We start from the raw sequence: 14,917 nt of genomic DNA, 5'->3' as shown, positions 1-14,917 counted from the left end.
AGTTTAGCTCAGAATAAAAGCCTGAACCTCGTTGCAATCGGTTCGGGCCTTTGCAGAGCGAATATACTGCTTTTTTTGTTTTCAATTTATTATAAGATATATTTTTTTAGATTTCAATATAAAATTTATATTTTTTTAGATTTTTATTATGCATAGTGAAGTATAAATTTTTCTTTATTTATTACTTTTAATATATAATATGCAGCTATTGATAATAAGTAATATGTCATATAAAATAAGACGATATAATAAATTAATTATAAAATGTTCGTATTTTGCAAAAAAATTATTGTTGATTTGGGTTATTAATCTATATTATAATAAAATAAAGTTCGTAATTTTATTATGTGAGGAGAATTTTAAAATGGATATTGTAAGAAGAATATTTGTAGAAAAAAAACCTTCTTTTAACATTGAGGCTCAAAATCTTTTTAACGATTTAAAGATTAATCTAAATATTCAAGGACTTAAAAATGTACGAGTATTAAATAGATATGATATTTCTGGTGTTTCGCAAGAAAATTTTAACAAATCACTTAGAACTATTTTTTCAGAACCTACTGTCGATAACATATTTGTCGAAAAAATAGACATAGACAAAGGTGACAAAATTTTTGCCATAGAATATTTGCCAGGTCAGTATGACCAAAGAGCTGATTCGGCTGAACAATGTATGCAGATTCTTACACAAGGTGAAAAGCCAATAATAATGACTGCAAGAGTAATAATATTAAGCGGAGATATTACAGATGATGAATTTCTTAAAATAAAAAAATACTGTATTAACCCTGTAGATTCCCGTGAAGCATCACTTGAAAAACCGGAAAAACTTGATTTTCAAATAGAATATCCTGATAAAGTAAATATTTTAGAAAATTATATTGAATTAAATGAATCGGATTTAAAAACAATGTATGATTGTTTAGGACTTGCCATGAGTTTTGAAGATTTCAAATTTTGTCAATCATATTTCAAAAGTACCGAGAAAAGGAACCCTACAATCACAGAAATAAGGGTAATAGATACCTATTGGTCAGATCATTGCCGCCATACTACATTTCTTACAAAAATTAATAATATTCATATTATCGATGGTAAATTTAATATACCTGTCAAAAAAGCATTTGAAGAATATAAAAAATCCAGAGAGTTTATATATGAATCGAATAAAAAAGATATGTGTCTTATGGATATTGCAACTATTGGCATGAAAGAATTAAAGAAAAGGGGAATATTAGATAATCTCGATGAGTCTGACGAAAATAATGCGTGTAGCATAGTTGCTGATGTTAATATCGACGGTAAAATTGAGAAATGGCTTGTAATGTTTAAAAATGAGACACATAACCATCCAACAGAGATAGAGCCGTATGGTGGTGCAGCAACATGCCTTGGAGGTGCAATTAGAGATCCGTTGTCAGGAAGAGCTTATGTATATCAGGCAATGCGTGTCACGGGTTCTGGTGATCCAAGAATACCAATTGAAGATACCATCCAAGGAAAACTTCCGCAGAGAAAAATAACTGTTGAAGCGGCACACGGATATAGTTCGTATGGGAATCAAGTAGGTCTTGCAACAGGACAGGTAACAGAAATTTACGATGATGGATATGTTGCGAAGAGAATGGAAATCGGCGCTGTAATAGGTGCTGTGCCTAAAAAAAATGTTTTAAGAGATAAACCATGCAAAGGTGATGCAATTATCCTCTTAGGTGGACGAACGGGTAGAGACGGATGTGGTGGTGCTACAGGTTCATCAAAAGAGCACACACGAGAATCTTTATTAACTTGTGGCGCGGAAGTACAGAAAGGTAATCCTATAACAGAAAGGAAAATACAGAGATTATTCAGAAAACCAGAAGTTATTAAACTGATAAAAAAATGTAATGACTTTGGCGCTGGTGGTGTTTCTGTAGCGATAGGTGAATTAAGCGATGGATTAGAAATAAATTTAGATGCAGTCCCGAAAAAATATGAAGGGCTTGATGGAACTGAACTTGCTATATCCGAATCACAGGAAAGAATGGCTGTTTTAGTAGATTCAAAAGATGTTGAAAAGTTCATAGAACTTGCACATATGGAAAATTTGGAAGCCACAAAAGTTGCTGTTGTAACAGACGAGAGAAGAGTAAAAATGATATGGAAAGGCAATACAATTGTTGATATCAGTAGAGATTTCCTTAATACAAATGGAGTTACACAAGAAACAGATGTTGTAGTAAAATGTCCGGATGATAATAGCTATTTTGAAAATGCCTATAAAAGAATAGTTGGCAATGACATTAAAGAATTATGGCTTAGAAATCTTGAAGATTTAAATGTGTGCAGTCAAATAGGACTTTCTGAAAGGTTTGACTCAACAATTGGTGCAGCAACAGTATTGATGCCCTTTGGCGGTATATATCAAAATACACCATCAGAGGGAATGGCTGCAAAGATTCCTGTTTTAAATGGTGATACAAGTACGGGAACTTTGATGGCATTTGGATATAATCCAAAATTAGCAAAGTGGAGTCCTTTTCACGGTGCTGTTTACGCAATTATAGAGGCAGTTGCTAAGGTAGTTGCAATGGGTGGTAATTATAAAAGAATTAGACTTACGCTGCAAGAGTATTTTGAAAAACTAGGTAACGATCCGTTGAGATGGGGTAAGCCATTTAGTGCACTTCTTGGTGCCTTGTACACTCAAAAAATTATGGGCATACCCGCGATAGGTGGAAAAGACAGCATGTCAGGTACATTTATGGATATGGATGTTCCTCCGACACTTGTTGCTTTTGCACTTGATGTTATTGACGTTAATAATGTCATATCATCAGAATTTAAAAAAAGCGGTCATACAGTAATATTAATAAAGGCTAAAAGAGATGAAACGGAATTACCGGAATTTAATTCATTGCATAAAAATTTTTCTAAGATAAATGAATTAATCAAAAAGGGTTTTGTAGTCGCAGCATCATCTGTAAAATATGGTGGACTTGCTGAATGTATAACTAAAATGGCTTTTGGAAATAAAATTGGTTTTAGATTTGATCTTGATTTAAGCGCAAAGGACTTATTTACACCTGATTACGGTTCAATAGTCCTTGAAGTGAAAGATGGATTTGACATTGAAAATAAATTAAAAGATATTGAATATACTGTATTGGGTAAAACGACTGATGATAATATTATTTATGTAAATAATTTTGAAATTAGTTTAGATGAAGCATTAAAAAGCTGGGAAAAACCTCTTGAAAATATATTCCCAACGAGAGTCAGAAACAATAATGATAAAGTTGTGGATATAAAATATGAAAAAAAATATAGTCATAAGCCGGCAACATCATTTGCTAAACCAAGGGTATTAATACCAGTATTTCCGGGTACAAATTGTGAATATGATAGCAAGAAAGCATTTGAAAAAGCCGGTGCTATAGTTGATATTAAAATATTTAAAAATTTATCAATTAATGATATAAAGGAATCTATTGAAGAGTTGACAAAAGCTATAAATTATTCACAGATAATAATGTTACCTGGTGGATTTAGTGCCGGCGACGAACCTGACGGTTCCGGAAAATTTATTGCGACTGTATTTAGAAATCCATTTATAAAAGATGCTGTTATGGACTTATTAAAAAATCGCGATGGGTTAATGCTCGGTATATGCAATGGATTCCAAGCTTTAATAAAGTTAGGATTATTACCTTTTGGTGAGATACGTGATATTGAAGAAGATAGTCCAACACTTACATTTAATACAATAGGACGTCATGTCTCATGTATGGTAAGGACAAAGATTGCTTCTACACTTTCGCCTTGGTTTAATAATGTTAGATGTGGTGATATTCATACAATAGCAGTTTCACATGGGGAAGGAAGATTTATTGCTAATGAAGATGTATTAAATAAATTAAAGGACAAAGGCCAAATAGCGACACAGTATGTTGATTTATATGGCAATCCAACAATGGAAATGCCATATAATCCCAATGGATCTGCATGGGCTATAGAAGGTATTACAAGCCCTGATGGAAGGATACTTGGCAAAATGGGTCATTCTGAAAGAATAGGGCCGAATGTGGCAATAAATGTAGAGGGCAATAAAGATCAAAAGATATTTGAAGCAGGCGTCCAATATTTTAGATAAAAATAAGTTAAATTCACCTTGGTAATTAAGAAATAATCAAATTTTTCATGCGTAATAAAAATAAAAGAGGTTACATATTGTAACCTCTTTTAAGTTTCTTCAGTTCTTACTTTATGGACATCTTCATATCATTTTGGCTTCGGGCCTCTAAGGTATGATATTAAAGCTGCGATAAGACTGAATATCATTGATATTAAAAATGCTTCTCTTAATCCTGAAATAAATTGTGCAATGGCAATACCTTCTGAGCCAACTTGTGTTCCAACAAATAATGCCTGCATTGCTTCTGGTAATATGCTTGATGAGACAATAGCCATAGATAATGCTATGCTTATCAAAGTTCCAGCATTATTCATCATTGTCCTTGTCCCGGCTGCTATTCTTCTTCTATCAGATGAAAAGAGCCCATTATCTCACTTGTATATGGTGAGAAGAACATACCAGAACCAAAGCCTATTATTGACATCCAGATAATTAATTCAATCAATGATGTATTGGGAGATAACTTCACAAAACCTCTGCAAACATGTCTGCTATCCTATCGATTGATGGAACTAATATAGTGAGTGCTAATATATACCCCATGACTATCCACATAATTATTCCAATATTTGTATTTAAACCTTTCATGATATCTGATAATGCGATTAAAAGCATACTACAGTTTAAAGCAGAAAAAAGCCTGATTCTGTTCTTTTTAGTGTAATAAGCTTTAAATTCTCATAATAACAAATTGCCCTTTTTTTACATCTTCTATTTTATAGTATGCTTTATCCATTATACGACCTCCAAAGAAAAATCTTAATACACATTAACCTTAACGTCAATGTTAATGTAAAAAATTTATAAAACTTATATTGTATTTAAAATTTAATCTTTTTAATCATTTTAATCTTTTAAAATTGCGGTATAATATACTTGAAAGGTAATTATAACCATTATGGAGGTAATAGAAAATGGGTAAGTTATTGTCAGCTTATTTAATGCCACATCCACCTATCATTGTACATGAGGTAGGACACGGTGAGGAAAATAAGATACAAAAGACTATAGATTCCTTAAACAAGGTATCTCAAAATATAAAAGTACAAGATCCTAATACTATAATAGTTATTTCACCACATGCATATGTTTTTAGAGATGCTGTTTCTATAGATTTTCAAGAACATTTAAACGGTGATTTAAGTCAATTTGGAGCATATAGTGTGAAAATGGAATATGATAATGATTTAAATCTTGCTAAAAGCATTGTGAATAATACGAAAGAACAAGGAATACCAATTGCCGAAATTGACAATAAAATGATAAAAAAATTTCATCTGTCAAAAGAATTAGATCACGGAACTATAGTTCCCCTGTATTTTGTAAAAAAGCATAGCGAGAATTTTAAATTAATCCGTATGTCATATGGATTTTTATCTTTTGAAGAGCTTTATGAATTCGGAATGGCAATAGCTAAATCAATTAGAGATAGCGATAAAAACGTAACATTTATAGCAAGTGGAGATCTTTCGCACAAATTAACACAAGATAGTCCTAATGGTTATACGCCAAACGGGAAAGTTTTTGATGAACTAATATTAAATTTGCTTAAGGATATGAAAATTAAAGAAATAATAGGGATGGATAAAGCTTTGATAGAAGACGCTGCAGAATGTGGATTCAGATCCATATGTGTAATGCTTGGTGTATTAGACGGCTACAAAGTTAAAGCAGATATATTATCACATGAGGGTCCATTTGGCGTCGGCTATGGAGTTGCTGAATTCATACCAGAAAATTATACAGGTAAAAGTTTGTTAGAAGATTTATATAAAATTAAAAAAGAAAAAATGAATGTGATAAGAGAAAAAGAAGATTCATATGTAAAACTTGCGAGAGAAAGCCTTGAGTATTATTTGAAAAATGGAAAGAGAATGGATAAACCAATAGACTTGCCCGAGGAAATGTTAAATAGAAGGGCTGGTGTATTTGTATCATTGCATAAAGATGGAGAATTGAGAGGCTGCATAGGTACGATATATCCACAGGGGAAGGATATTGCAGATGAAATAATAAGGAATGCCATAAGTGCCGGTATAGACGATCCAAGGTTTTATCCAGTAGAACTTGATGAGCTTGATGATATAGTATATTCAGTTGATGTACTAACGGAGCCGGAACCAATTACATCAAAAGAAGAACTTGATCCTAAAAAATATGGTGTAATTGTAAAAAGTGGTTATAGAAGTGGGGTGTTATTACCGGACCTTGATGGTGTAAATACTATTGACGAACAAATATCTATTGCACTTAAAAAAGCTGGAATAAATCCCAATGAAAAATATTCACTAGAAAGATTTGAGGTTGTGAGACATAAATGAAAGAAGCAATGTTTTATGAAAAAATAAATAATAGTATGTTACATTGTTTGCTATGCCCACAGGATTGTAAAATAAGCGATACAAAACATGGATTTTGCAGAGCAAGAAAAAACGAAAATGGAATTCTATATTCGGAAAATTACGGTATTATTACGTCACTAGCAATGGACCCAATAGAAAAAAAACCACTATTTCATTTCTATCCAGGAAGTTATATATTGTCTGCTGGATCATACGGATGCAATCTTAGATGTTCATTCTGCCAAAATTGGGAGATATCTCAACAAAGGTTAGAAGGCAGATACTTATCACCGGAGCAACTTGTAACAATTGCTAAGAAACAGGAGATGAATATTGGCATAGCATATACTTATAATGAACCAACAATATGGTACGAATATGTACTAGATTCAGCAAAGCTTGCAAAAAAGAATGGATTAAAAAATGTTTTTGTATCAAACGGATTTATCAATATTAATCCATTAAGAGAACTTTTACCATATATTGATGCAATGAATATTGATATTAAAGCATTTACAGAGGATTATTATAAAAGGTTATGTTCCGGAAAGTTAGAGAATGTATTGAAAGTAGTTGAGGAAGCCATAAAGCATTGCCATGTAGAAATTACAACATTATTAGTGACGGGAGAAAATGATGATCATGAGGAAATTGAAAAACTCAGTAAATGGCTTTCAGATATAGATAAGAATATCCCAATACATTTTTCAAGATATTTTCCTCAATATAAAATGGAAAATCCAAAAACACCTTATGGAACATTAAAAGATGCCTATGATATTGCCAAAAAATATCTAAATTATGTTTATGTAGGAAATATTTTAGGCTTTGATAATAATACTTACTGCCCGAATTGCGGGAATCTATTAATAAGAAGAAATAATGGAATTTATGTGCTTGGTATAGAAAACAACAAATGTCGAAAATGTGGCTATAGTTTTTATGGTTGTGTTTAAATTTTTATATAAATTTTTAAAATAATCAATTATCTATTGATGGAAAGCGTAGAGCTTAATATAATCAAAGAATAGAGAGGTTTTTTAGATCATATAAATAGGAAAAATTATATCTTGAAGAATACAGTAAAATGAATATACATCTCATATGCTCATCGGTCAAGGGCAAGTACTGCGTCTCAGCATTGCTATGTTTCACTTCACAGGCTGACCCTCCCTAGTTTTGCAGCATATATAAATGATTAAAACCCCGAAAATATTTAATATACTAATAATTTCGGGTATTTTTATTTTTAAAATTATACATATTTTTGCTGCGGAATGTTATGGGCTATGGTATAACATACATATCATGGCAAGGGAGGAACGTTTATGTATCTCAAGAAAAGCAGGCGGAACTCCGGTCGGATTTATCTTTCCATTACCCAGTATTTACAAGGGTTTAAGGCTGCATTTTCACTTTTTCAACTGCAAAAGTCAGGATATAAAATGATAAATTTCAATATTCATTTGAAAAATATTGATTAATAAATTATTTCAGTATAATATATATGTATGTAATAATAAGGCTGGTGAATTTAATGGAAGAAATAATTAATAATGAAAAAGAGAGAGCTATTTTAGTAGGTATTATGATAGACAACAAAGATAATGAAACAATAGAAGAGTTGAAAGAACTTGCAAAAACTGCCGGTGCAGAAGTAGTAGGGGTTATTACACAAAATCGTTTTAGTATAGATAAAAATTACTATATAGGCAAAGGAAAGCTTGATGAGTTAAAAGAATATGTCAAAAACATGGATATAGATTTAGTGATATTTAATGACGAACTTTCTGGTAGTCAGCTTAAAAATATAGAAGATGTAATTGGTGTAAAAGTTCTTGACAGAACGAATCTTATTCTTGACATATTTGCCATGAGAGCTAAATCACGTGAAGGAATACTCCAAGTGCAGCTTGCACAGTTAAAATATAGGTTACCACGTCTTTTGGGTTTGGGCAATGAGCTTTCGAGATTAGGTGGTGGCATAGGCACAAGGGGACCTGGTGAAACAAAGCTTGAAACAGATAGAAGGCATATAAGAGAAAGAATAAAATCCATTGAGGATAAATTAAAAGAAATAAAAAAACATAGAGAATTGCAGCGTGAGCGTCGAATGAAAAGCGAAATTCCAGTTGTAGCGATAGTAGGGTATACTAATGCTGGAAAATCTACTTTGATGAATGCTTTGACAGACTCAGGTGTATATGTAGAGGATAAGCTCTTTGCAACACTTGATCCTACCGCACGAAAGCTAATTCTCCCATCAGGAAGAGAAGTTATAATTATCGATACAGTTGGTTTTATAAGAAAGTTGCCACATGATCTAGTTGAAGCATTTAAATCTACACTTGAAGAATCGAAGTATGCAGATGTACTTCTTCATGTAATTGATATAACATCAAAAGATATGAAAGATAAAATAATGGTTGTAGAGAAAGTTTTAAGAGAACTTGGGGCAGCTGATAAGCCTATTATTAACGTCTATAACAAGGCTGACATAGTAGAATTTGTTCCAAATAATAATGGAAATAATATTTATATATCCGCAAAAAAAAGATGGGGTTTTGATGATTTGCTTGATGCAATTGACAAGGTGGCATATGAAAATTTAGTGATTTTGGATTTTTATATTCCATATGAAAAGGAAAAACAATTTATTTATTTAAAGAGAAATTCAAAAATAATAAATGAAGAGTATACTGAGGCAGGAATAAAAATAAAAGCACAAGTAGGTGTAGTTGAAAAAAATATATTAAAAGACTTTATTATCTCTTAATAGCATTGTATTCAGCACTTTCTTGTGCTTTTATATTTTTTACTATTTGAACAATATTTTTGTATGCTTTTCTAACGCCATATGTTACCAATGGTCTCCCTATTATTGGCATTTTTAAAGCGATAGAAGTAAATCCGCCTATTTTCATTATCCAGTTAGTTGCTGATGATGTATCAATAATAAGTAGTCCATTATTATTATTGAATAGATGGTAATACAAATCCTTTAGTGCGGATTCGATTAATTTTTTTCCGCTCTTTACACCAAGGGAATATATAATATTTCCGTATTCATCTGATCCGACAGATACAATGTGACCTGTATCGTTCTGCCCATTTAATTTATCAAACATAGGAATACCTTCAATCTCTTCTTTAGTTGGGATTCTATCTGTAGGTAAAACTCCTATGTGTATATATGATGCTACAACAGAAGTGTGTGTACCGCCATAGCAATGATAAATTATATGCATAAAAATCTCTCCTTTCAAAATATATTTTTTATAAAAGCTAATATATTATTCAAAATTTAAAAACCAATTAAGGAAATTTTAAAAATTTTATACATAAATTTCATATTACAGTATATAATAATTTATAAAATTAATAAATTTTTAAGAAGGAATTTAAAAATTTATAAAGAATAATATATTATATAGGGAATATTGTGATACAAAATCACAATAAATATAAAAGCTTAGGGGGCTTATATATGTTGATTAGGGATTGCTCTGGAGGAGTTGTATTCAGAGGAGATGATGTATTTCTCCTGAAAAATGAAAAAGGAGAATGGGTTTTACCAAAAGGCGCAATAAGAAATAATGAGTTATCAGTTGATGCTGCTTTAAGAAGGGTACGAGCCGAAACCGGCTTACGATCATTAAATGTCTTATCGACTGCTGGAGAAACCAGCTATGAATTCTATTCTGTAACACGTCAACGTCCTGTTTACAATAAAATCACATGGTATCTTATGTCCACTGACGATCAAGAATTTAATATTAGTAGTGAAGATGGCTTTTCAGATGGAGGATTTTATCCAATCAATAAGGCATTAGAGCTTATTACCTATAGTCAGGATAGGGCCTTAGTAAACGTTTCTTATTACAAATACAAAACCTTTGATAAGGTAATAGCATAGTAAAAATTACTAATAAAAGCCGTAATGGCTTTTATTTTTTGTGAGATATTCTGATATAATTATCTAGGGGTGGTAATTTGCTTTATAAATATAAAACACTATATGAATATGGATGCCAAGAAGTGGACATTAAAAGATCCAAGTTTATAGGCCATGCGAAACAGATATCATCTGAAGAGGATGCTATTAAATTCATTGATGATATAAGATCAAGATATAATGATGCAACACATAATGTATATGCATACATTTTGGGTGAAAGAGATGAAATCCAGAGGTATAGTGATGATGGAGAGCCCGCTGGAACAGCAGGTATACCTGTTTTAAACGTGATAAAAAATGAAGGTCTAAAAAATGTTGCCGTTGTTGTTACAAGATATTTCGGTGGTATTTTGCTTGGGGCGGGTGGTCTTATAAGAGCATATGTAAAAGGTGCTAAGATAGGAATAGATGCGGCTAAAATAGTTGAAAAGATTCTATTTAAAAAGATGATAATTATTATTGATTATACATTGCTTGGTACTGTTCAAAATGATTTGATAAAAAATAAATATATAATAGCAAACATAGAGTATATGGATAAAGTAAAATTGAATGTATGTGTAGAATACCAAAATAAAAAAGAATTCATAAATTATATAATTAATTTAACAAATTCAAGATCAATTATAAAAGAAGGTGAGGAGATTTATTTATATAAAAAAGATGATAAATATTTAGTATAAACAGTTTGTACCTTGTATATAAATTTAATAAAACCAATTTTGGATTGCCTTAAGATTTTCATGGGGGTGTTTCAGATGAATTATTATAAAGTTTTAATATCTTGTGGCCATGTAGGCAATTCAAAAGAAATAACAATAGCAAGGTACTTTAAAGCAAAAAATATTGTAGAGGCTTTTGAAAGCGGGAACAGCATGCCTAGGGCAAAGAGAAAACATTCACACACAGCAGTTTTGCTAGTTGAACCAATTGATGAGCTATCATATATTGATGGTAAATATCAAGAAAGGGTAAATAAATATCTTGGTTTTAATTTTTATAAATAATAGGAGGATGATAAAATGGACTATGTTGAAGAAGCTCTAAAAAGAAAAGTCTGGGCTGTCGTTGGAGCAACAGATACAAAAGAGAAGTTTGGATACAAAATTTATAAAAATTTAAAACTTAGTGGGTATACGGTTTATCCTGTTAATCCACATTATCAATCTGTTGATGGAGATATTTGTTATGAATCTTTATTGAAACTTCCTGTACTACCAGAAGTAGTTGATATGGTTGTGTCGCCAAAAATCGGTGACAAATTTGTTGAAGAAGCAGCAAAATTAGGCGTGGACATAATATGGTTTCAACCAGGTGCTGAAAGCGAAGAGCTCGTGAATAAAGCAAAGAATCTAGGACTTAATGTAGTTTACAATACTTGTGTTATGATAGAAAGCGATAAGAGAAAATAATCAAAATTCTCCTCTTCCATCATATTTTACATCGTCTGTAACATAGTAATTTTCACATATTTCCATATTTATTTTATTTTTTTTGAATTTTTTATGTATCTTTTTAAATTTATATTTTTTCATTTTATTTTTTCTCCTATTTTATTTTTTGCTTAGAAACAATTTCATATATTCCCATAAGCAGCAAAAATAAAGCGAACATTTTTTTTAATATATTTGAACTTATATAAATTGATGCAAAAGAACCAATGAAACTACCAATTAAACCGGTTATGATTATGTACAGTATAATTTTTGTTTTTATATTTTTATGTTTCAGATGATACAGAAGTGCAACGGAAGCAGTTGGTATAAATGATAATAAATTTACACTTTGTGCAAGGTGTTGTTCTGTACCTGTAAATATTGTGAGCCCCGGTATTAATATTGTACCACCGCCAATACCCATGCCGCCTATCACACCAGCTAATAATCCGATTATGAATAATTTCATTATAACTTTCCTTTCGTTTCCTATAAAAATTTCTATGTAAGCCACATCCTTATAGATGCAATAATCATTATTATTCCAAATAATTTTCTCAATATTTTTATAGGCACTTTATTTAGCAGCAGTGCTCCTATATAACCACCTATAACACTACCAATCGTCACATTTAATGTTAATGGAATATCCACAATCCCATTTTTAATATATATTAATGAACTCAGTATGGTAAGTGGCAATATTATTGATATGGCTGTTGCATGTGCTTTATGATCTTCTATGCCAAGTAAAAAAACCATAAAAGGTACTATTATAGTACCACCGCCAGCACCAAATAAACCATTCAAGATTCCTGTAATAAAACCTAACATAGCTAATTTAACATATATTGTCATTACATCACCTGCAAAAACTAATTTATAATATATTCTTATATTAATTGACATAAGATATGTATAGGTTTAAAATCTTTATGTGGAGAAATTAAAATAAAAAAATGGAATTTGTAAAATTATTAGTTTTTGATTAATATCAATGAATGTTAATTTTACATATCCAATGATTTTTGATAAAATATTTTTGGCACAAAGTAAAGGAGGTTTTTTATGTCTGGACATTCAAAATGGGCAAATATAAAGCACAAAAAAGAAAAGATGGACGCACAGAAGGGCAAAATATTTACAAAACTTACAAAAGATATAATTATGGCTGCTAAAGAAGGCGGCGATCCTGAAACAAATAGTAAACTTAGGGATGCGATAGAAAAAGCTAAAGCTAATAATCTTCCGAATGACAATATACAAAGGGCAATAAAAAAAGGAACTGGTGAAATCGGCGGAGGTAATCTTGAAGAAGTTATCTACGAAGGTTATGGCCCTGCTGGATCAGCTATAATAGTAGAAGCTTTAACAGATAATAAAAACAGGACTGCTGGTGACATAAGGCATATATTTGATAGAAGTGGAGGCAGTCTTGGATCTTCAGGTTGTGTAGCATGGATGTTTGACAAAAAAGGCTTAATAACTATTGAGAAGAATGAAAATATAGATGAAGATGAATTAGCTATGCTTGTAATAGATGCCGGTGCAGATGATTTTTCATCAGATGGTGATGAATATGAGATACTAACAGATCCTGCTAATTTTCAAGCTGTAAAGGATGCCCTCAAAAATGCTGGTTACGAGTTATCGTCGGCAGAAGTTACAATGATTCCTCAAAATACTGTAAAACTAAATGATAGCGATTATGAAAGATTTGAAAGGTTTATAGAAAAAATAGAAGAGAACGACGATGTACAAGAAGTTTACCATAATGTAGATGTGCCAGATGAAGAAGAATAGAAGAAATGTTATTACATTTCTTCTATTTCTTTTTTTTCACTTTCTGTAAGTACTCTGTTTAGATTCAAATTGATTATTAAACGATCATCATAACTAACAACGGATTCTATGTATTCTTTACCTATTCCGGCAATAAAGTCTGGTGCTTCTTTTATTGAATCATTATCAACATGCAATACTTCCGTAACTGAATCAACAATAAAACCAACAGATTTATTGCCAATTTTAATTATTATTATTCTTGTATCATCATCGTAATCAACTAGTTTTAATTTTAATCTTTTTTTGAGGTCAATTATCGGTATGACCGTACCTCTCAAATTGATAATACCTTCTACGAAGTCTGGTACATCTGGTACTTTTGTTATGTTTTGCATTCTAATAATTTCAAGTACCTGCATTATGTCAACGCAAAATTCCTCATTATTTAATTTAAATATAACTATTTGGTTTAACATATTATTCATCTCCTCTCAAATGATATTATTCGATATAATTTTACAAAATCCTTCAAAATGTATATTAGATGTATAAAAAAATTTTTATTGGGTATAATTACAAAAAAGTAGTAAAAAGGTAGGTGGACGAAATAATGGAAGTACGTAGGAAAAGATTATTATCGATCATCGTCATATTCTTAGTAATAGGTTTTATTGCTGGATATGTATATTATACAAGAATATATAAAAGCTATCCATCTAAAATGCCACAGTATACAAAGGTAAATACAAAAAGCGATGTGCTTGTTAAAGAAATGGCAAAATCAGAAGGAAAACTAATGTTTGAGACATTATATACTGGAAATGGTGAAATAATAAAGGAAGAGCAAAAAATTGGGCCATCCCTATATGGTAAAAGCAGAGATGAAATAGCAAAAATTTATAGTGGATGGGATATCAAAGAATTTGATCCTGATAAAATTGTTTTGTACAAAGAAAAAAGTGGTTTGCCGCCAGACTATTATATAATATCTAATTCTGATGGATATGTGACACTTTATAAAAGCGATGGAAATGGAGGAAAATCACTTATAGAAAAAACCGATATTTCAATCAATAACCTGAATCCTAATGATAAAGAAAGGATATTAAAAAATATCGTAGTAAAAGATGTTAATGAAGCATATTCAATACTTGCAAATCTAAGTAGCTAAGTTCCCTAAAATTTAGGGAACTTTTTCTTGTTTATATATAATATAGATGTT

17 protein-coding genes are annotated in these 14,917 nt (G+C 31.0%); 10 read left to right on the top strand and 7 right to left on the bottom strand.

Annotated features, from left to right (window positions below; genetic code table 11):
* The first annotated feature begins 364 nt into the window (after positions 1 to 364).
* Positions 365 to 4,132 carry a phosphoribosylformylglycinamidine synthase gene (locus CPG45_RS00465; RefSeq protein ID WP_096230136.1) on the top strand — a complete coding sequence of 1,256 codons (3,768 nt, stop codon included), beginning with the start codon at positions 365 to 367 and terminating at the stop codon, positions 4,130 to 4,132.
* Positions 4,133 to 4,260: 128 nt separating this feature from the next.
* Here CPG45_RS00465 and CPG45_RS18375 read toward each other — a convergent pair whose 3' ends face one another.
* Positions 4,261 to 4,491 carry a hypothetical protein gene (locus tag CPG45_RS18375; RefSeq protein WP_231968903.1) on the bottom strand — a complete coding sequence of 77 codons (231 nt, stop codon included), beginning with the start codon at positions 4,489 to 4,491 and terminating at the stop codon, positions 4,261 to 4,263.
* A 17-nt stretch (positions 4,492 to 4,508) separates the two neighbouring features.
* On the bottom strand, positions 4,509 to 4,643 hold the full coding sequence (locus CPG45_RS18370) for a hypothetical protein (protein ID WP_255405108.1): 135 nt from the start codon (positions 4,641 to 4,643) through the stop codon (positions 4,509 to 4,511).
* A gap of 445 nt (positions 4,644 to 5,088) precedes the next feature.
* Between CPG45_RS18370 and amrA the strand changes: the two genes are divergently transcribed.
* The 3 genes from amrA to hflX all read left to right on the top strand — a co-directional run bounded on the left by amrA (position 5,089) and on the right by hflX (position 9,292).
* Complete coding sequence (gene amrA, locus CPG45_RS00455; protein WP_096230135.1) at positions 5,089 to 6,495, top strand: AmmeMemoRadiSam system protein A; 1,407 nt, start codon at positions 5,089 to 5,091, stop codon at positions 6,493 to 6,495.
* Entirely contained in the window at positions 6,492 to 7,472 is a 981-nt protein-coding gene (gene amrS, locus CPG45_RS00450; protein ID WP_096230134.1) for an AmmeMemoRadiSam system radical SAM enzyme, read from the top strand. Before amrA ends, amrS begins: the two co-directional genes overlap by 4 nt.
* A 581-nt stretch (positions 7,473 to 8,053) precedes the next feature.
* Positions 8,054 to 9,292: a GTPase HflX gene (gene hflX, locus CPG45_RS00445; RefSeq protein WP_096230133.1), complete on the top strand. Its 1,239-nt coding sequence runs from the start codon at positions 8,054 to 8,056 to the stop codon at positions 9,290 to 9,292.
* Here hflX and CPG45_RS00440 read toward each other — a convergent pair.
* A complete protein-coding gene (locus tag CPG45_RS00440; protein WP_096230132.1) occupies positions 9,282 to 9,764 on the bottom strand; it encodes a DUF3189 family protein in 483 nt (160 codons plus the stop codon). The two genes, hflX and CPG45_RS00440, sit on opposite strands and share 11 nt — an antisense overlap.
* A 239-nt stretch (positions 9,765 to 10,003) precedes the next feature.
* Here CPG45_RS00440 and CPG45_RS00435 point away from each other — a divergent pair, with 239 nt between their 5' ends.
* The 4 genes from CPG45_RS00435 (at position 10,004) to CPG45_RS00420 (ending at position 11,886) form a co-directional block, all read left to right on the top strand.
* Positions 10,004 to 10,432, top strand: coding sequence for an NUDIX hydrolase (locus tag CPG45_RS00435; protein ID WP_096230131.1), 429 nt, complete (start codon positions 10,004 to 10,006; stop codon positions 10,430 to 10,432).
* A 77-nt stretch (positions 10,433 to 10,509) separates the two neighbouring features.
* Positions 10,510 to 11,157 (top strand): YigZ family protein, encoded by a 648-nt coding sequence (locus CPG45_RS00430; RefSeq protein WP_096230130.1) that lies wholly within the window; start codon positions 10,510 to 10,512, stop codon positions 11,155 to 11,157.
* Positions 11,158 to 11,232: 75 nt separating this feature from the next.
* Positions 11,233 to 11,481, top strand: a complete 249-nt coding sequence (locus CPG45_RS00425) for a hypothetical protein (protein WP_096230129.1) — start codon at positions 11,233 to 11,235, stop codon at positions 11,479 to 11,481.
* A gap of 15 nt (positions 11,482 to 11,496) precedes the next feature.
* Positions 11,497 to 11,886 carry a CoA-binding protein gene (locus tag CPG45_RS00420; protein ID WP_096230128.1) on the top strand — a complete coding sequence of 130 codons (390 nt, stop codon included), beginning with the start codon at positions 11,497 to 11,499 and terminating at the stop codon, positions 11,884 to 11,886.
* On the opposite strand, the gene CPG45_RS17820 is transcribed toward CPG45_RS00420, so the two are convergent.
* Genes CPG45_RS17820 through CPG45_RS00410 form a run of 3 tightly spaced genes read right to left on the bottom strand, consistent with a single transcriptional unit; the run spans position 11,887 to position 12,768 of the window.
* Positions 11,887 to 12,009, bottom strand: coding sequence for a hypothetical protein (locus CPG45_RS17820; RefSeq protein WP_255405107.1), 123 nt, complete (start codon positions 12,007 to 12,009; stop codon positions 11,887 to 11,889). It lies immediately after the preceding gene.
* Between the two features lie 13 nt (positions 12,010 to 12,022).
* Complete coding sequence (locus CPG45_RS00415) at positions 12,023 to 12,379, bottom strand: sulfite exporter TauE/SafE family protein (protein ID WP_096230127.1); 357 nt, start codon at positions 12,377 to 12,379, stop codon at positions 12,023 to 12,025.
* Between the two features lie 32 nt (positions 12,380 to 12,411).
* Positions 12,412 to 12,768, bottom strand: a complete 357-nt coding sequence (locus CPG45_RS00410) for a sulfite exporter TauE/SafE family protein (RefSeq protein ID WP_096230126.1) — start codon at positions 12,766 to 12,768, stop codon at positions 12,412 to 12,414.
* Between the two features lie 210 nt (positions 12,769 to 12,978).
* Here CPG45_RS00410 and CPG45_RS00405 point away from each other — a divergent pair, with 210 nt between their 5' ends.
* Entirely contained in the window at positions 12,979 to 13,713 is a 735-nt protein-coding gene (locus CPG45_RS00405; RefSeq protein WP_096230125.1) for a YebC/PmpR family DNA-binding transcriptional regulator, read from the top strand.
* An 11-nt stretch (positions 13,714 to 13,724) separates the two neighbouring features.
* Here the strand turns inward: CPG45_RS00405 and CPG45_RS00400 are convergent, their stop codons facing one another.
* Complete coding sequence (locus CPG45_RS00400) at positions 13,725 to 14,171, bottom strand: chemotaxis protein CheW (protein ID WP_096230124.1); 447 nt, start codon at positions 14,169 to 14,171, stop codon at positions 13,725 to 13,727.
* 134 nt (positions 14,172 to 14,305) lie between these two features.
* On the opposite strand from CPG45_RS00400, the gene CPG45_RS00395 reads away from it, so the two are divergent.
* Complete coding sequence (locus CPG45_RS00395; protein ID WP_231968901.1) at positions 14,306 to 14,866, top strand: hypothetical protein; 561 nt, start codon at positions 14,306 to 14,308, stop codon at positions 14,864 to 14,866.
* Positions 14,867 to 14,917 lie beyond the last annotated feature (51 nt).

Source organism: Thermoanaerobacterium sp. RBIITD, from assembly GCF_900205865.1.
GTDB lineage: Bacteria > Bacillota > Thermoanaerobacteria > Thermoanaerobacterales > Thermoanaerobacteraceae > Thermoanaerobacterium.
Note: the sequence above shows the minus strand (reverse complement) of the source record. Positions and strands in the feature narration are given on the sequence as shown.